General features: G+C 64.6%; 14 protein-coding genes. 9 read left to right on the top strand and 5 right to left on the bottom strand.

What is annotated here, in order from left to right; all coding sequences use genetic code 11:
- The first annotated feature begins 57 nt into the window (after window positions 1–57).
- On the top strand, window positions 58–1671 hold the full coding sequence (gene nusA / locus AC5E6W_RS09800; protein WP_491752108.1) for a transcription termination factor NusA: 1614 nt from the start codon (window positions 58–60) through the stop codon (window positions 1669–1671).
- Between the two features lie 245 nt (window positions 1672–1916).
- Complete coding sequence (gene infB, locus AC5E6W_RS09795; protein WP_491752107.1) at window positions 1917–5165, top strand: translation initiation factor IF-2; 3249 nt, start codon at window positions 1917–1919, stop codon at window positions 5163–5165.
- 92 nt (window positions 5166–5257) lie between these two features.
- On the opposite strand, the gene aqpZ is transcribed toward infB, so the two are convergent.
- A complete protein-coding gene (aqpZ, locus tag AC5E6W_RS09790; RefSeq protein WP_491752106.1) occupies window positions 5258–5977 on the bottom strand; it encodes an aquaporin Z in 720 nt (239 codons plus the stop codon).
- Between the two features lie 145 nt (window positions 5978–6122).
- Window positions 6123–8537, bottom strand: a complete 2415-nt coding sequence (locus tag AC5E6W_RS09785) for a carbohydrate binding family 9 domain-containing protein (protein ID WP_491752105.1) — start codon at window positions 8535–8537, stop codon at window positions 6123–6125.
- A gap of 124 nt (window positions 8538–8661) precedes the next feature.
- Here AC5E6W_RS09785 and AC5E6W_RS09780 point away from each other — a divergent pair, with 124 nt between their 5' ends.
- The 3 genes from AC5E6W_RS09780 (at window position 8662) to AC5E6W_RS09770 (ending at window position 10638) form a co-directional block, all read left to right on the top strand.
- Entirely contained in the window at window positions 8662–9858 is a 1197-nt protein-coding gene (locus AC5E6W_RS09780) for a M24 family metallopeptidase (protein WP_491752104.1), read from the top strand.
- 167 nt (window positions 9859–10025) lie between these two features.
- Entirely contained in the window at window positions 10026–10460 is a 435-nt protein-coding gene (locus tag AC5E6W_RS09775; protein WP_491752103.1) for a DUF6677 family protein, read from the top strand.
- 1 nt (window position 10461) lies between these two features.
- Window positions 10462–10638: a hypothetical protein gene (locus tag AC5E6W_RS09770; protein ID WP_491752166.1), complete on the top strand. Its 177-nt coding sequence runs from the start codon at window positions 10462–10464 to the stop codon at window positions 10636–10638.
- A 292-nt stretch (window positions 10639–10930) separates the two neighbouring features.
- Here AC5E6W_RS09770 and AC5E6W_RS09765 read toward each other — a convergent pair whose 3' ends face one another.
- Both AC5E6W_RS09765 and trpD read right to left on the bottom strand, forming a co-directional pair.
- A complete protein-coding gene (locus AC5E6W_RS09765; protein WP_491752102.1) occupies window positions 10931–11332 on the bottom strand; it encodes a YbjQ family protein in 402 nt (133 codons plus the stop codon).
- 64 nt (window positions 11333–11396) lie between these two features.
- Window positions 11397–12422: an anthranilate phosphoribosyltransferase gene (trpD, locus tag AC5E6W_RS09760; RefSeq protein WP_491752101.1), complete on the bottom strand. Its 1026-nt coding sequence runs from the start codon at window positions 12420–12422 to the stop codon at window positions 11397–11399.
- Window positions 12423–12624: 202 nt separating this feature from the next.
- Here trpD and sucC point away from each other — a divergent pair, with 202 nt between their 5' ends.
- Genes sucC through sucD form a run of 3 tightly spaced genes read left to right on the top strand, consistent with a single transcriptional unit; the run spans window position 12625 to window position 15184 of the window.
- Window positions 12625–13797 carry an ADP-forming succinate--CoA ligase subunit beta gene (sucC, locus tag AC5E6W_RS09755; RefSeq protein WP_491752100.1) on the top strand — a complete coding sequence of 391 codons (1173 nt, stop codon included), beginning with the start codon at window positions 12625–12627 and terminating at the stop codon, window positions 13795–13797.
- Between the two features lie 58 nt (window positions 13798–13855).
- On the top strand, window positions 13856–14245 hold the full coding sequence (locus AC5E6W_RS09750; RefSeq protein ID WP_491752099.1) for a four helix bundle protein: 390 nt from the start codon (window positions 13856–13858) through the stop codon (window positions 14243–14245).
- Between the two features lie 48 nt (window positions 14246–14293).
- Window positions 14294–15184: a succinate--CoA ligase subunit alpha gene (sucD, locus tag AC5E6W_RS09745; RefSeq protein WP_491752098.1), complete on the top strand. Its 891-nt coding sequence runs from the start codon at window positions 14294–14296 to the stop codon at window positions 15182–15184.
- A 166-nt stretch (window positions 15185–15350) separates the two neighbouring features.
- Here sucD and AC5E6W_RS09740 read toward each other — a convergent pair whose 3' ends face one another.
- Window positions 15351–15521: a hypothetical protein gene (locus AC5E6W_RS09740; RefSeq protein WP_491752097.1), complete on the bottom strand. Its 171-nt coding sequence runs from the start codon at window positions 15519–15521 to the stop codon at window positions 15351–15353.
- 68 nt (window positions 15522–15589) lie between these two features.
- Between AC5E6W_RS09740 and AC5E6W_RS09735 the strand changes: the two genes are divergently transcribed.
- Entirely contained in the window at window positions 15590–17203 is a 1614-nt protein-coding gene (locus tag AC5E6W_RS09735) for a tannase/feruloyl esterase family alpha/beta hydrolase (RefSeq protein WP_491752096.1), read from the top strand.
- Window positions 17204–17265: the final 62 nt, after the last annotated feature.

Raw genomic sequence — 17265 nt, 5'->3', positions numbered from 1 at the left:
TCGGCACGGGTCTAGTTTCACTACTCACGATTCACTACTCACGATTCACTGCAATTTATGGCTAGCCCCCTGTACCAGACGATCGAGCTTCTCTCCAAAGAGAAGGGCATTGAGGCCGAGGTGGTCGTTGGCGCCGTTGAGGACGCCATCGCCCTCGCCACCCGCAAGTTCTACAAGACGCAGGAGAACATGCGCGGCGAGCTCGACAAGGAGACCGGCGAGATCCGCGCCTATGTCTACAAGACCGTCGTCGAAGGCGACGAGCAGGTCGAAGACGCCGAGAACCAGCTGACCCTGGAGGCCGCGCGCGAGCTCGCCCCCGAGGTCGAGGTGGGCGGTGAGCTGCGCTTCTACAAGGACACCACCCCGCTTGGGCGCATCGCCGCCCAGATGGCCAAGCAGGTCATCTTCCAGAAGGTCCGCGAGGCCGAGCGCGACACCGTCTTCAACGAGTACGCCCACCGCGCCGGCGAGATCCTCAACGCCACCGTCAAGCGCACCGAGCCCATGGACGTCATCTTCGACCTCGGCAAGACCGAAGCCCGCATGCCCAAGCGTGAGCAGTCGCGCTTGGAGCAGTTCGCCATCGGCGAGCGCGTCCGCGTGGTCCTGCTGCGGGTCGATCGCGCCGCCAAGGGCCCGCAGGTCATCGTCAGCCGCGCGGCACCGGGTCTGGTCACCTCGCTCTTCCAGAGCGAAGTCCCCGAGATCTACGACGGCACCGTGCAGGTCAAGGCCATCGCCCGCGAGGCCGGCGAGCGCACCAAGATCGCCGTCCAGTCCCGCGACAAAGACGTCGACCCCGTCGGCGCCTGCGTCGGCATGAAGGGCATGCGCGTCCAGTCCATCATCCGCGAGCTCCGCGGCGAGAAGATCGACATCATCGAGTACTCGGAGGAGATCACCACCTTCGCCGAGAAGGCCCTGCAGCCCGCCAAGGTCTCCCGGGTCAGCATCGCGGACCTCGCCGAGAAGCAGCTCGAGGTCATCGTCGACGACACGCAGCTCTCGCTGGCCATCGGCAAGAAGGGCCAGAACGTCCGCCTCGCCGCCAAGCTCCTCGGCTGGAAGATCGACATCAAGAGCGAGGAAGAGAAGCGCCAGGAGGTCGAGCAGCAGATGCAGGCCATGACTGGCGGCCCCGCCACCCCCATCGAGCAGGTCGTCGAGCTCGGCGACAGCGTGATGGAGAAGCTCATCGCTGCCGGCATCACCACGGTCGAGTCCCTGGCAGACATGACGGCCGAAGAGCTCGGAGAGATTCCGGGCATCGGCGAGAAGACGGTAGAGAAGATCGCCGTCGCGGTCCGCCATTACTTCGGCCACTACGAAGAGGGAGAAGAGCGGCCCGCCACCGTTCCCGAACCGATACTCGCGGAGGGCGAGGTTGCAGTGGCTGCGGCCGCCGAAACCGATCCCGCCGGCGACTTGGAGCATTCGCTGACCATGACCCCAGAAGAAATTCTCGCCAGCCAGGCCGGTTCCGAAGGCGCCACGGAGCTCGACAACGTCTCCACCGAGGACATCGTGGACGCCGAGGACGAAATCTCCCGCTCCGACGCCAACGATGATTCCGACGCCCGCGAAGAAGCCATCGAGCTCGAAAACGATACGGTCGATTCGCTGGTCGAGATGTCCGAAGACACCTCGACCGAGGGTATCGACGAGTAATATTCGGCGCGGCGGGGCCTTCGGGTTCCGCCGTGCTGCTGCAAACTATGCGGATTCGCCCGAACGATCGGCGCATTCCTCGTAAAACACTGGTGAACTCTGGCAAGAACCTTGCCAGTCACGGCAACGTTCAAGGGATAATATCCTTGAACCCAGCTCCTAAACGAAGAGGCTGAAATGAACAGCTAGCGCCTAGGAAACGGGCCGCTCCAACGAGCGCCGCCCCTGATACCGAGAAGGAATAGATGAGCAAAGTCCGCATCAATGATCTGGCCCGCGAGCTGGAAGTGAAGAGTAAGCCGATTCTCGACGCTCTGATCGCCGTCGGCGTTACGGAGAAGAAGACCCACTCATCCTCGATCGAGGAGGATGAAGCAGAAAAGGTGCGCGCCTTCTTCAACAAGAGCGTCCGCACCGCAGGCGGCAACCGCCAGGGCTCCTCCGACCGACCCAGATTTGATCTCTCCCAGGCTTCCAAGCCCGGCGACGCGCTGAAGGCGATCCTCGAGCGCAAGCAGGCCGAGACCGCCGCCCAGAACACACCCAGATCCGCTCCGCCACCAGTCGCTCAGCCCCCGCGCCCCGCCGTGGCTGTTGTTCCGCCCGCGCGTCCAGTGGTGGCTGCTGCGCCGCCGCGTCCTGCAGGCGCTCCCGTCGTGGCCCCGCCCGCTGCGTCCTCGGCTCCGCGCCCGGTAACGTCCGCTCCCGCCTCGGCTCCGCCGAACGTCTCGAATCCCTCGAATTCCTCGACCCCTTCGGGAGATCCCTCGGCCCCGCCGCGCCGGATCATCATGCCGCAGCCGCGTCAGGCCTCCGCGGTGATCGCCCCTCCAGGAGCAGCCCGTCCCAGCTACGTTGCTGGCGCCCCGCGTCCGGCTGGCGCGCCCGTGGTGGCTCGCCCCTCGGCGACTCCTCCGCCGGCCGTGGCCTCGGTTCCGCCGGCCGCTCCGGTTGTGGTCAAGCCCGCTGCCGTGCCCGCCGCCCCTGTCGCTGCGGCTCCTGCTGCCGCTGCTCCGGCCGCTGCTGCACCGGCTGCTCCCGCAACGCCCGCCCCGCAGGCAGAGGCTCCCGGAGCACCCGTAGCGGAAGCTCCGGCAGCTGTCGCTGCTCCCACCGGTCCTGTGGTTCCGGTGCGTCGCGTCATCATGCCGCAGACCGGCCCACGTCCCACCTACACAGCTCCGGCCGTGGTTCCGGGTGCGGTACGCCGTCCCATCTTTGAGCGTCCCCGTCCCGGTGGCCCTGGCGGCCCCGGCGGCGCGCCTGGCATGCGTCCCTCCGGTCCCGGAGGAGCTCCCATGGGCCCCGGCGGACGCCGTCCCATGCATCCGACCCGCCCGTTCCCGGGAGGCCCTGGCGGCCCCGGTGGTCCTGGCGGTCGTCCCGGCTTCCCGCCGCGCCCCGGCTTTGGTGCGCGTCCCGGCGTCGGTGGCGGTCCCGGCCGCGGTCCTGGCCTGCTTCCGCCGGCCGAGGCAGCTCCGGCCCCAGGCCGTCCGCGTGGCGGCGCTCAGCGTGGCCGTGGCGGCCCGCGGTACGAGAAGAACAAGGAAGTCGCCCTGAAGGGATACGCGCCCAGCCGTGGCGCGGCCATGATCCCGCAGGGCCAGCTCCCCATCACCAAGGCCATCACCGTCACCGAAGGCATCTCGGTCAAGGATCTCGCCGAGAAGCTTGGAGTCCGCGGTAAGGATCTCATCGCCACCCTCCTCATGAAGGGCGTCTTCGTCACCGTCAACCAGTCGCTCGACGCCGAGCTGGTCAAGGAGGTCTCGCGCCAGTTCGGCGCCGAGTCCACCATCATCTCCGTCGAAGAGCAGCTCGAGAATGAGGCCATCGAAGGCCTCATCGAGAGCACCGAGGGCATGGTCGAGATCACCCGCGCCCCGGTCGTTACCATCATGGGTCACGTCGACCACGGTAAGACCTCGCTGCTCGACGCGATCCGGTCCACCGACGTCGCGGGCGGCGAAGCCGGCGGCATCACCCAGCACATCGGCGCCTACAAGGTCCGCATCACCAAGGAAGACTCTCCCGCCTTCGGTCGCGAGATCGTCTTCCTCGATACCCCGGGTCACGAGGCCTTCACCCGCATGCGTGCCCGCGGCGCCAAGATCACCGACATCGTCGTCGTGGTGGTCGCGGCGGACGATGGCGTTATGCCGCAGACCCTCGAAGCGATCGATCACGCCAAGGCCGCGAAGGTTCCCATCATCGTCGCCGTCAACAAGATCGATAAGCCCGAGGCCGATCCTTCGAAGGTCATGAACCAACTCGCCGCTCGCGGCGTCCAGGCGACCTCCATGGGTGGCGACGTCGAGTTCGTCGAAGTCTCCGCCAAGAAGCGTCTCAACCTCGACGCTCTCGAGGAGATGATTCTTCTCGTCGCCGACACCAACGAGCAGAAGGCCCAGCCGGAGCGTCCCGCCGTCGGTACGGTCATCGAAGCCAAGCTCGATCGTGGCCGTGGCGCCGTGGCTTCGGTCCTCGTGCAGAACGGAACCCTGAAGACTGGCGACAGCTACATCGTCGGCAACACCTTCGGTAAGGTTCGCGCCATGTTCGACGATCGCGGACGCGAGATCAAGGAAGCTGGTCCCTCGACCCCGGTCGAGATCCTCGGTCTCGAGTCCATGCCGGATGCGGGAGATACCTTCCTCGTCATGGCCGACCGCGACAAGGCCAAGGGCATCGCCCAGTACCGCAAGATGAAGGAGCGCGAGGCGCAGCTCGCCAAGAGCTCCAGAGTCTCGCTGGAAGGCCTCGCAGAACAGATCAAGCAGGCTGGCGTCAAGGACCTCAACCTCATCCTCAAGGGCGACGTGCAGGGCTCGGTCGAAGTGCTGGCCGATTCGCTCGGACGCATGTCCACCGAGAAGGTTCGGGTCAAGGTGCTCCACTCCGGCGTCGGCGCTATTACCGAGTCCGATGTGCTTCTCGCTTCGGCCTCCAACGCTGTCGTTATCGGCTTCAACGTCAAGCCTGACCGCAAGGCTCAGGAAGTCGCTGATCGCGAAAACGTCGAGATCCGCCTTCACTCGATCATCTACGAGCTGCAGGACGAGATCACCAAGGCCATGTTCGGCTTGCTCGATGCCGTCTACCGCGAAGTCTACGCCGGCCGCGCCGAGGTGCTCAACGTCTTCAAGATCACCAAGGTCGGCCAGATCGCCGGCTCCGTGGTCCGCGACGGCCTCATCAAGCGCGACAACCAGGTCCGCGTCCTCCGCGATGGAGTCGAGGTCTGGAAGGGCAAGATCGCTTCGCTCAAGCGCTTCAAGGACGACGTCTCCGAAGTCCGCCAGGGCGTCGAGTGCGGTATCGATCTCGCCGGCTACAAGGAGATCAAGGTCGGCGACATCGTCGAAGCCTTCACTACGGAGAAGGTTGCTGCCGAACTTGGCCGCAACGCCGCCGAGGCCAAGAAGGAACAGATGGCAGAACTCGCCGCCGCCAAGAGCGCCGAAGATGAAGCCAAGCGCGCCGAAAACGCATAACCCAAACCAACATCCTCAAGCACCAAGGCCCGGACATTTGTCCGGGCCTTGGTGCTTGCACTCATCGTGCTTTCGCCTTCACACGCAGGCCGCTACGGCGTACCCGCAATCTCCGGTTCCGGAGGCGTCTTCTCAAACAGCGAATGATGCAGCGCGCCCGCGAGGATCGCGCCCGCAATCGGCGCAACCCAGAACAGCCAAAGCTGCTGCATCGCCCAGCCGCCGCAAAAAATTGCCACAGCCGTCGACCGCGCCGGATTCACGCTGGTATTCGTCACCGGAATGCTGATCAGGTGAATCAGCGTCAGCCCCAAGCCAATCGCGATCGGCGCAAAGCCCTGCGGTGCACGCGAGTGCGTCGAGCCCAGGATGATCAGCAGGAACACGCCCGTCATCACCACCTCGCACAGCAGTGCCGCGACCAGGCCATAGCCATCCGGCGAGTGTGCCCCATAGCCGTTGGACGCGAACCCCGCATGGACATCGAACCCTGCCTTGCCGCTCGCGATGCCGTACAGGATCGACGCACCAACCGCGCCGCCTGCCACCTGCGCCAGGATGTATCCCGGCGCATCCTTCCACGCAAACCGCCGCGCCGTCGCCAGGCCAATCGTCACCGCTGGATTGAGATGGCAGCCCGAGATGTGACCCACGGCATACGCCATGGTCAGCACGGTAAGTCCGAACGCCAGCGCCACGCCGGCGAACCCGATTCCAAGCTGCGGATACCCCGCAGCCAGCACCGCGCTGCCGCATCCGCCTAACACCAGCCACAGAGTTCCAATGAACTCGGCCGAGAGACGCTTTCCCATACGATCCGTACCTTTCCTGCATCGCTGCGGGCGGCCGGACGGATCCGGCCTGCACCATCCCAGGCCCGAGGAGTTTTATGTTCCACCAACCTAACAGGGAATAGGGAAATACCGCATCAGTTTCTGCTCGCAACACGCTTCCAGATCAGAACCGGATCAGGTAACTCGCCTTCACAAATAGCTGCCGCCCATCGTTCAGATAGTTCTTGCCACGCGGCAGGATCGGCATACTCGGGTTGCACATCTGGCTGCCCGCAACCATCGTGCAGATCTGGTGATCGTAGTTATCCAGGTTGTTATTCCAGCCCAGGTACAGCACGGTACCAGGATGCGGCAGCCACGTGACCAGCGCCTGCGTCTGCACCTGCTTCGTGCGTTGCAGCGAGGTCATCAGCGGGTTCGCCAGCGTCGAGTCATACTCCACAATCACGCGTGCCGACCATGCCCGCGTGAACTGGTAGTTTAGCTTGGTGCGGAAGGTCTGCGTCTCATACACCAGCTGGCCCCCGTGCGCATTGTGGTCGCGATCCAGCAGGTACGTGTTGTCATCCGTCAGCTGCTTCAGCGGGTTGATGCTGATCAACGCCTGCACCGACTCCTCGTTCAGCAGAAAAGGAGCCTGTCCGTCCAGAGGGTTGTAGTTCACGTTGCCGCTGCGCAGCGCCTGCGTATTGAAGTTCAGCTGCGGCCAGGGCTGGCCGCGCGCCACAAATCCACCAAAGTTCTCCGTAAAGTTATGCGGCCCCGGAAGCGCGGGGTAGCCATTCTCCGGTCCTACCGTATCCGAGTTCTGTCCCCCGATTGGTGCGATCACAATATTGCGCGGCAGCAGCCAGAATGGATCGAACGTCGAGTAGTGATACACGCGATTGCCCGCATGGTCATACGCTATGTTCTGGTTTGTCTCCAGCCCATAGCTCTGGATCACGCTGTGCTTCGGAAACCACTGGTACGTCGCGTGCAGATGGTCGCTGCGGATATTCGCCGTTTGGAAGAAGCCGCTCAGCGTCGTAAATCCGCGGCTGACATCCTGGTACTCATCGAACAGGCTGAACGAGTGGCCGCTGCGTTGCACCTGCAGGTCGCTCGCTGGCCCCGCGTTGTAGCCGGAAGGGAACACCGCCGCCATGCTGTCCGTGCGGTTCTCCTTCGTCGCACTCTCCACCATCTGCCCGAGCACCGTCCAGTGGGTGTTCATGTGCCAGGTAAAGTCCGCGCCGCCCACGCGATTGAACCCGCCGCCAAACTCCTCGTCCGTGTACATCAGTCCCACGTTCGATCCCTTGCTCGCCCCTTTGCCAATGTCCTGGCTCACGCGGCCCACGTAAAACTGCGCCTTCTTGCCATACAGCGGATCGCCCGGCTGCACCGTCGCGCCGGGTTCGCGGTCATCGACCGCGAGGATCCCGACATTCGTGTGTCCCAGCTTGCCCGTCACCCGCGCTCCAAACTCCGGCCGGATGATGTTGCGCGTATACAGCAGCGTCAGCGGCGTGGCGAAGTAGCTCGCATTCTCCAGGAAGAACGGCCGCAGCTCCGGAAAGTACACCGGGTAGCGCTGGTTGACGGTGAACTGAGGCTGGTCGCTCTCCACGTCGGAGAAATCCGGGTTCACCGTCGCGTCGATCACGATCGAGTCCTTGATCACCGCCTTGGCCTCGCCGCCCGCCGTGCCCTCCAGGTGCCGCGTAGAGAAGTACGGATCGTTCGGGTCCACCGTCTGCAGCGTGTGCTCGCTCTGTCCCAGCGCATACGGGTTCAGCTGCACATTGTGCGACCCCGTGATCCCATCGAGCCCATCCATGTGCAGCGTGCCTTCCTGGCTCAGTTCGCCGCTCACATTGGCCGACACCCGCGGCCAGAAGTCGTTCTCGCTGTTGCGAGGAAGGTTGCGCCAGAACACCGCGCCCCAGTCCCCGCCACGAGGAGGGAAGCGCAGGCTCTTGAACGGGAGCACCATCAGCGCCATCCATCCCTTGCGCGTAATACGGCCGTCCGAATCCCACACCTGGTCGTAGCTGTAGTCCGCGCCATTCGCCTCGGTCCACGCCGCGTCGGCCTGCACGCCGCTGGGGTTCACCTGGAACTCCACGCCGCGCAGCCGGTCCTGGAATGGATCCAGCACCACCGTCACGTAATCATCCTTCGTGATGTTTTCCCGCCGCGCCAGGTGCGTGCGGATCAGCTCCGGATGCTGGTCGAAGCACAGGAACACGATGTACAGCGCATCCCTGGTCCGCCCCAGGTAGACCTCGGTCGACTCCGTCCCCGGCGCGCCATCGGTGGGCTGGTTCTGGATAAAACCCACCAGGTGACCGAGCTTGTCCTTTAGCTCCGGCCTCGGCTCCATGCCGGCAAAGTCAGCCAGCGAAATCGGGTGATCCAGCAGCGGCACCTTCACATCGGCTGCCGGTTGCGACTTCGGTGGAGTCTGCGGAACCACGCTGGGCTTGGACTGCCCCGACTCCTGCTGACCCACCTGCGCTTGCAGCAAGCCCGCTGCCAAGAAAAGAACTCCCACCACCCCACTGCCCAACCCGATGCGTGCTCTGCGAAACATCACCTGCTGCTACTCCTTCATTCGGGCAGGGCACGTCACGGCGCACCTCAACCCCCGCACAGGTGTACGCGCAAGGCGGCTGTGGAGTTCCCATAGGACCCAGCCTTGCAGGATACTGGACTGAATGAAGCTCGATGCCATTCAATCCGCTCTACGCGACCAGAAACTCGACGGCTGGCTGTTTTACGACCACCACCATCGCGACCCCATCGCCTATCGCATCCTTGGACTCGACGAGCACAGCTTCGTCTCGCGCCGCTGGTTCTATTTCATCCCAGCCACGGGCGAACCGAAACGCCTCGTGCACCGCATTGAATCCGGCAAGCTCGACGCCATCCCCGGCTCCAAGGACGAGTACTCCAGCTGGCAGGAACTCGAGCAGAAGGTCGCCGCCATGCTCGAGGGCGCGACCCGCATCGCCATGCAGTACTCGCCCCGCAACGCCATCATGTACGTCTCCATGGTCGATGCCGGAACCGTCGAACTGATCCGCTCCTTCGGCAAGGACGTCGTCAGCTCTGCTGACCTCGTCAGCCTCTTCGAAGCCGTCCTCACCGAAGACCAGATCGCCTCACACTATGCCGCCCAGGTCCGCGTCGATCGCGTCCTGCAGGCCGCCTGGCAGCGCATCGGAGAGGCCGTCCGCCGCGGCCACGGAGCCTCCCTCGACCGCCGCGAGATCACCGAGCGCGAGGTCGTCAACTTCCTCCTCGAGGGCTTCGAACGCGAAGGCCTCTTCACCGACCATGGCCCCAATTGCTCCGCCGGTCCCAACTCCGCCGACTCGCACTACGAGCCCACCCTGGAGCACTCGCGCACCATCCATTCCGGCGACTTCCTCCTCATCGACCTCTGGGCCAAAATGGCCAACGACCCCAACGCCGTCTGGTACGACATCACGTGGACCGGCGTCGTCGATCGCGAGCCCAGCGAGCGCGAGCAGCACATCTTCACCACGGTCGCCGCCGCCCGCGACGCTGCCATTCAGGTCATCGAAGATGCCTACCTCGCCGGCAAACCCATCGCCGGCTGGCAGGCCGACGCCGCCGCCCGCGCGGTGATTACCAACGCCGGCTACGGTCCGTTCTTCACCCATCGCACCGGCCACAACATCGAGGTCCAACTCCACGGCAACGGCGCCCACCTCGACAACCTCGAAACCCACGACGAACGCCTCATCCTGCCCAACACCTGCTTCTCCGTCGAGCCTGGCCTCTACTTCGTAGGCGAGTTCGGCCTCCGCAGCGAAGTCAACATGATCACCAGGCCCGGCAAGGCCGCGGTGACTGGTCCCATCCAGCGCGAACTCGTTCGGATCTGAAGAGCGTTCTCCGTTCTCCGTTGTCTGGGAACTGGCATCTGGAAACCCGGCAACTGGACCCGAAATCCAGGTCTCAGGAGCAGGCATCGGACTGCGCCACACCCCCAAGCCCTGAGAACGGAGAACGACGAACGGAGAACGTTCCTCCGCTGCTAGAATCATCTCCGATGCCCACACCCGCTCAGCAGGCCCAGACGCGCGACCAGATCGCGCAGCGCGTACCCGGCGAGAAGTCGAGCCTCCCCGCCATCGTTCTACTCGCCGGTTGGCTCATCCCCGGCGCTGGCCACATGATCCTCGGCAAGTGGGTGCGCGGCGTGCTGCTCTTCGCCGCCATCGTTACGATGTACGCCATCGGCCTCGCCCTGGCGGGCAAGATCTACAACCCTGCCACCGGCGACATCCTCGACATCCTCGGCTCGGTCGCGCAGCTCGGCACCGGCCTGCTCTATCTCCTGGCCCGCGTTGCCGGCTGGGGCACAGCCCCGGTGCTCACCACCGTCGCCGACTACGGCTCCAAGGCCCTGCTCATCGCCGGCCTTCTGAACATCATTGCCGCGGTCGATGCGTACTCGCTGGCCAACGGAAGAAAGGCCTCCTAGCATGATGCTCTCGCACTTCAGCGCGGCAACGCTCTTCGCGCTCTGCATCTCGGTGGTCTTCGGCATCACCCAGCGCGCGGAGCCGAAGATGATGATCCGCTTCGGAGCCTTTTGCTTCGTGCTCTTCGTCGGCGGGCTCATCCTCGCCAGCTGGCTCATGTTCGCGGTCAAGCACTAAGGCAGCGGGCATCTGGCACCTGGATCTCTCGGCTTCTAGCTCTTAGCTTCTAGCTCTTAGCCAAAAGCCAAGGAGCCTCTGCATAAGCTCCCGCTTTGAACGGGCGGGCTTCAGCCCCGACAAGGCTGCACGAATGGCAGGTCGTCCTGAGCACCCCCGAAGGACTTCAGCCGTGACAACAAGCTACCGATGGACGCGGCTTCAGTCGCCGAGGGCATTTCGGCGACTCTAGTCAGAATCCCCACGCCAGTTCGTAGTCCTCAGCTAGAAGCTAGGAGCTAACGGCTAAAAGCTAGCCCTCGATCCTCTCCACCACCACCGCCGTCCCATACGCCAGCACCTCGGTCACGCCCTGCATCAACTCATTCGCGTCATAGCGCATGCAGATGATGGCGTTTGCGCCGTGCTCCGCGCCATGCGCGATCATCCGTGCGAAGGCGTCCTGCCGGGTCTTCTCGCACAGCTCGCTGTACAGCGTAATGTCCCCGCCCACCAGCGTCTGGAAGCTCGCCCCGATCGACCCAAACACCGACCGCGACCGCACCACAATGCCTCGCACGATGCCCAGGTTGCGCACAATCCTGTAGCCCGGAAGCTCCAGCGCCGTCGTCACCATCTCCGGCCCCAGCGAGCCCATCCCCGCTCTCGTGAGGCCTTCGTTCAGCTTCGCGGTAAAGCCTTCATTTGGATTCATCACGATCTCCTTGGCCGTGCTTGATCGAGCGTAAGCCTAACAGCTCCAAGGCGAGCGGAGTGTTTCACGCCCGCAACGCCGCCACCAGCTCGCGCACCGCGCCCGAATCAATCGCCTTCGCTGCGATCCCCACACCCTCGCGCAGACTCTCTGCCACTCCCGCCGTTAGCAGCACAGCCGCCGCGTTCATCAGCACGGTATCCCGCCTCGGCCCGGCCTCGCCCGCAAAGATCGCGGTGAGGATCGCCGCATTCTCCTGCGCATCGCCACCTGCGAGCGCCTCCAGCGGAGCCCGCGTCAGGCCAAAGTCCTCCGGCGTCACGGTATAGGTCTTCATCGTTCCGCCGCGCACCTCGGCGACCTCGCTGGGCCCGCTCAGCGCAAACTCGTCCTGACCTTTGATCCCGTCCCCGTCGCCATGCACCACCAGGGCATGCTCCGCGCCCAGCATCGCCAGCGCCTCGCCCACCAGCGGCACTAGCCGCGCCTGGTACACGCCCATCACCTGCCTCCGCGCCCCCGCAGGGTTCAGCAGCGGCCCGAGCACATGCAGCACCGTGCGCACGCCCAGCGCCCGCCGCACCGGCATCACTGCCTTCATGGCAGGATGATGCGAAGGCGCCAGCAGGAAGCAGAACCCGTGCACCCGCAGCGCCTCTGCCGCCGCCTCCGGCGCCAGATGAATCGGAATCCCCAGCGCCTCCAGCACGTCCGCCGAGCCCGACCGCGAGGTGATCGCCCGGTTGCCATGCTTGGCCACCTTCGCTCCTGCCGCCGCCGCGACCAGCGCCGCCGCGGTCGAGATGTTGAAGCTCCCGCTGGCATCGCCGCCCGTCCCGCACGTGTCGACAAGTTGCTCGCTCTCGCTCGCCGTTAGTGGAAGCATCGTCGCCGCAGATCGCATCGTTTCGGCAAATCCCGCGATCTCGGCCGCCGTCTCGCCGCGTCCCGCCATCGCGCCCAGCAGGCCCGCCAGCTCCACCTCGCCGGCCTCGCCCGCGAGAATGCGCCGCATTAGCGCCGCTGCTTCATCACGGGTCATCGTGGCACGCAACTCCACCACCGCCCGCAGCTCTTGTTGGATCGACATGCTGTCCCCAAGGCTAACAAACGTCCCGCAACTGACCCGGGATGACACCGCACCCCGCTCCCACGCTACGTTGCGGTACAGTGACAGGACGTTTCCGGCGATAATCGTGCGATCCTGTTTGCTCACGGCTTCCGCGCGTCGCTACCATACTCACGTTGCCACGCACGGAATTCCCTGTGCCACACGATCCTCCGGAGCTCCCATGAAGATTCACGAATACCAGGCCAAAGAGATCCTGCGCCACTACGGCGTGCCCGTCCCTTCGGGCGAGATGGCCACCAACCTTGAGGAGGCCGACAAGGCCGCCAAGCAGCTCTTCACCGAAGGCAATGCCGTCGTTGTCGTGAAGGCCCAGATCCACGCCGGAGGCCGCGGCAAGGGCGGCGGCGTCAAGCTCGCGAAGGCCATCGACGACGCGAACGTCCAGTCCAAGGCCATCCTGGGTATGCAGCTGGTCACGCACCAGACCGGCCCTGCCGGGCAGAAGGTCCAGCGCCTGCTCATCGAGCAGGGCTCGGCCATCGCCCGCGAGCTGTACCTCGGCCTCGTCCTCGACCGCGCTTCCGGCAAGGTCGTGTTCATGGCTTCGCAGCATGGCGGCATGGACATCGAAGAAGTGGCGCACTCCACCCCTGACGAAATCTTCAAGGAGTACTGCGATCCCGGCATCGGCTTCCAGCCCTACCAGGCCCGCAAGCTGGCGTTCAAGCTCGGCCTCGCCAAGGAGCAGATCGGCGACGCCGTGAAGTTCATGATGGGCCTCTACAAGGCCTTCATCGAGACCGACTCCACCCTCATGGAGATCAACCCGTTCATCACCACCAAGGACGGCAAGCTCCTCGCGCTCGACTGCAAGATCAACTTCGACGACAACGCTCTCTTTCGCCACAAGGACCTCAAGGAGCTCCGCGACATCTCCGAGGAAGATCCCCTCGAAGTCGAAGCCTCCAAGTACGCCCTCAACTACATCAAGCTCGATGGCTCGATTGCCTGCATGGTCAACGGCGCCGGCCTTGCCATGGCGACGATGGACATCATCGAGTACGCCGGCGGCAAGGCCGCGAACTTCCTCGACGTAGGCGGCGGAGCCAACCAGGAGCAGATCGAAAACGCCTTCGGCATCCTGCTCAGCGACAAGAACGTGAAGGCCATCTTCATCAACATCTTCGGCGGCATCCTCCGCGTCGACGTGCTCGCCACCGCGGTCGTCGCCGCAGCCCGCAAGCTCAATGTCACGCTGCCGATCATCCTCCGCCTCGAAGGAACCAACGTCGAAGAAGGCCGCCAGATCATCGCCGACTCCGGCCTCAAGGTACAGATCGGCGCCACGATGAAGGAAGCGGCGGATTTGGCGGTTGCGGCTGCTAGGGGATAGCTCTTAGCCGTTAGCTTTTAGCTCTTAGTTTCCAGCCCGCGCGGAGAGGTAAAAGGGCATGGCACAAAGTCTTGAAGATCTGCAGGTTTGGCGGAGGGCGATTCAGCTCAGTGTCGCGGTGTATCGGCTGACCGGTTCGTTCCCGAAGCAGGAGATGTATGGATTGTCCTCGCAGTTGCAACGCGCCGCTGTATCGGTAGCAAGCAACATCGCCGAAGGACGTGGAAGGCTAAATAGGAAAGAGTTTCGACAGTTCCTCGGAATGGCGCAAGGTTCGAACTTCGAAGTGAAGACGCAACTGGTGATCGCTCGAGAACTGGGTATTGGCTCACCCGAGTTGCTTCAGACGGCCTCTCGGCTGAACGACGAAGTTGGTCGAATGCTGACCGCTTTCATCGCAGTCGTCTCGTCGGACAAGCAGGGCGTGAGCGAAGACGTAACAGGCTAATAGCTAACAGCTAATAGCTAACAGCTTGAATCGCAGGAGCTAGAAGCTATGTCAGTACTCGTAGGAAAAGACACTCGCCTCATCGTGCAGGGCATCACCGGCCGTGAGGGTTCCTTTCACGCCAAGGGCTGCGCGGAATATGCCAAGCAGTTCGGCGTCGATCTCGTGGTCGGCGGCGTGACGCCCGGCAAGGGCGGCACCACCCACGAAGGCTGGCCCGTCTTCAACACCGTTGAAGAGGCCGTCAACGCCACCGGCGCCAATGCGACGATGATCTTCGTCCCGCCACCCGCCGCCGCCGACGGCATCCTCGAGGCCGTCGATGCGGGCATCGAGCTCATCGTCTGCATCACCGAAGGCATTCCCGTGCTGGACATGGTCAAGGCCTTCCCGCTGGTCAAGAAGTCGAAGTCGACCCTCATCGGCCCCAACTGCCCGGGCGTCATCTCGCCTGGCAAGGCCAAGATCGGCATCATGCCCGGCCGCATCCACAAGGAAGGCTCGGTAGGCATCGTGTCGAAGTCGGGCACGCTGACCTACGAGGCTGTCTATCAGCTCACCCAGCGCGGCATCGGCCAGTCGACAGCCATCGGCATCGGCGGCGATCCCATCATCGGCACCACGCATATCGACGCCCTCAAACTGCTCAACGAGGATCCCGGCACCGAGGCGATCATCATGATCGGCGAGATCGGCGGATCCGCGGAAGAGGCGGCTGCCGAGTACATCAAGGCCCACGTGAAGAAGCCCGTCGTCGGCTTCATCGCCGGCCAGACCGCACCTCCAGGCCGCCGCATGGGCCACGCCGGAGCCATCATCTCCGGCGGTGAAGGCACCGCCGCCAGCAAGATGGCCGCCATGGAAGCCGCCGGCATCACCGTCGTGAAGTCGCCGGCAGAGATTGGCGACGCCATGGCCCGGCTGCTCGGCAAGGCTTAAGAGCAGACAGTAGAGGACAGACAGTAGAGAGTAGAAAAAAGGGGAGCGTGCTTCGGCGCGCTCCCTTTGCGTTTGCTCCCACCACCCCGCGAACGTCAGTCCCGAACATCACAAGCTAGAAGCTAGAAGCTAGAAGCTAGAAGCTAAGAGCTAGCAGCCAAGAGCCCTACCCCTTCGGTCTCTGCACCTGCGCAAAGAACGCAAACGCCAACCCGAACACCACCGCCAGCGCGAACGCCAGCTCCGCGTTTACCCGGTGGCCATGCCGAGCCTCCAGCATCGCGTCCACCAGCCAAGCACCACCGCCCACTGCCCAGATCCACGTCTGCCAGCGCATGTGACATTGGACGTGCCCGCCGCGCGAATTGCTCCGCATTTCGCATGGGCTGCATATACTTCTTCCGTATGCACCGAATCCTGTTCGCTGTTCTCCTGCCTGCGATGTTGCCGGCGCTGGCAATGCCCGCCCTCGCCCAGCACGATGCCCAGCCTGACGCCACCGCCCGCTGCACCGCCCTCACCTCGCTCCAGCTCGACCACGCGACCGTCGCCACGGCCACCGTCATCACCGGCGGAGCAGGCCTCGAGGACACCCGGCTCCCTGCGGCCATGCTGGCGATGGCACACCATCTCCCCGCCTTCTGCCGCGTCCGCGTCGAGGACCGCCCCTCCGCCGACTCCGACATCCGCACCGAGGTTTGGCTTCCTCTCGGGGGCTGGAATGGCAAGCTTCGCGGACAGGGCAACGGAGGCTTCGCCGGCAACATCGACTACCCCGGCCTCGCAGCCGCGGTCGCCGAAGGCTACGCCAGCGTCGGCACCGACACCGGCCACATCGGCGGCCAGCCCACCTTCGCGCTCGGCCATCCCGAAAAGGTCAAGGACTTTGGCTGGCGCGCCGTGCACGACATGACCGTGCAGGCCAAGCAGGTCGCCACCGCCTTCTACAGCCAGCCCATCGCGCACTCCTACTTCACCGCCTGCTCCGATGGCGGCCGCGAAGCCCTCATGGAGGTCGAGCGCTTCCCGCAGGACTATGACGGCGTCCTCGCCGGTGCCCCCGCCTACAACTGGAGCGGCCTGCTCTCTGGCGGCGCCGCAGGCGAGCAAGCGCTCCACGCCAGCCCGGCCAGCCAGATCACCGCCGCGCAACTCCCTCTGATAGCCAACGCCGCGCTCGCCGCCTGCGACGCCAACGACGGCCTCAAGGACGGCATCCTCAGCGACCCCGCCCACTGCGGCTTCGACCCCTCCACGCTGCTTTGTAAAGCGGGCGAAACCGATGGCTGCCTCACACAGCCCCAGATCGCCGTCCTCCGCAGGTTCTACAGCCCCAAGAAAGACGCCGGCGGCTACCTCATCCTGCCCGGCAGCGTCCCCGGAGCCGAGGATGCTCCCGGCGGCTGGGATACCTGGGTCGTCGGCGACAAGGCGCAGGGCCTCTTCTATGCCGGCGGCTACTTCCGCGACTTCGTCTACGAGAAGCCCGACTGGCAGCTCGCCAGCTTCGACCTCGACCGCGACTACAAGCTCGCCACCGCCAAAACCGGTGCCGACCTCAATTCCACCAGCACCGCCATCCAGCCGTTCCTCTCCCGCGGCAAGCTCATCCTCTATCACGGCTGGGCCGACCCAGCGATCCCCGCCCTCGGCACCGTGGACTACTACAACAACGTCGTCAGCACCGTGGGCCAGCCCGCCGCCGACCAGTCCGTCCGCCTCTACATGGTTCCCGGCATGCTCCACTGCGGCGGAGGTCCTGGCGCGACTTACTTCGGCCAGGCCGAGTATGGTCCCCGTGGCGACGCCCAGCACGACGTCTTCACCGCGCTCGAACAGTGGGTCGAATCCAACACCGCCCCCGGCGCACTCATCGCCACCAAAACCAGCGCCGACCTGACCGCCCCCAAGCCCACCATGACTCGCCCCGTCTGCGTCTATCCCCAGCTACCGGTCCACAACGGCGTCGGAGACCCCAATACCGCCGCCAGCTTCACCTGCAAGGCAACTGCGAACTAGGGCCGCAGTCAGAGAGCCTGCTTTCAGCGTCGCCACAACTCCGGGTGCCCCTGGTCCGGATT

Source organism: Bryocella sp. (genome assembly GCF_058498515.1).
Note: the sequence above shows the minus strand (reverse complement) of the source record. Positions and strands in the feature narration are given on the sequence as shown.

Excerpts from the sequence above, each read along its gene's own strand:
- AC5E6W_RS09735 (WP_491752096.1), top strand. The coding sequence starts at position 15,590 with ATGCACCGAATCCTGTTCGCTGTTCTCCTGCCTGCGATGTTGCCGGCG.
- AC5E6W_RS09750 (WP_491752099.1), top strand. The coding sequence starts at position 13,856 with ATGGCACAAAGTCTTGAAGATCTGCAGGTTTGGCGGAGGGCGATTCAG.
- AC5E6W_RS09765 (WP_491752102.1), bottom strand. The coding sequence starts at position 11,332 with ATGAATCCAAATGAAGGCTTTACCGCGAAGCTGAACGAAGGCCTCACG.
- infB (WP_491752107.1), top strand. The coding sequence starts at position 1,917 with ATGAGCAAAGTCCGCATCAATGATCTGGCCCGCGAGCTGGAAGTGAAG.
- sucD (WP_491752098.1), top strand. The coding sequence starts at position 14,294 with ATGTCAGTACTCGTAGGAAAAGACACTCGCCTCATCGTGCAGGGCATC.
- AC5E6W_RS09740 (WP_491752097.1), bottom strand. The coding sequence starts at position 15,521 with ATGCGCTGGCAGACGTGGATCTGGGCAGTGGGCGGTGGTGCTTGGCTG.
- AC5E6W_RS09775 (WP_491752103.1), top strand. The coding sequence starts at position 10,026 with ATGCCCACACCCGCTCAGCAGGCCCAGACGCGCGACCAGATCGCGCAG.
- AC5E6W_RS09770 (WP_491752166.1), top strand. The coding sequence starts at position 10,462 with ATGATGCTCTCGCACTTCAGCGCGGCAACGCTCTTCGCGCTCTGCATC.
- nusA (WP_491752108.1), top strand. The coding sequence starts at position 58 with ATGGCTAGCCCCCTGTACCAGACGATCGAGCTTCTCTCCAAAGAGAAG.
- aqpZ (WP_491752106.1), bottom strand. The coding sequence starts at position 5,977 with ATGGGAAAGCGTCTCTCGGCCGAGTTCATTGGAACTCTGTGGCTGGTG.
- sucC (WP_491752100.1), top strand. The coding sequence starts at position 12,625 with ATGAAGATTCACGAATACCAGGCCAAAGAGATCCTGCGCCACTACGGC.
- trpD (WP_491752101.1), bottom strand. The coding sequence starts at position 12,422 with ATGTCGATCCAACAAGAGCTGCGGGCGGTGGTGGAGTTGCGTGCCACG.
- AC5E6W_RS09785 (WP_491752105.1), bottom strand. The coding sequence starts at position 8,537 with ATGTTTCGCAGAGCACGCATCGGGTTGGGCAGTGGGGTGGTGGGAGTT.
- AC5E6W_RS09780 (WP_491752104.1), top strand. The coding sequence starts at position 8,662 with ATGAAGCTCGATGCCATTCAATCCGCTCTACGCGACCAGAAACTCGAC.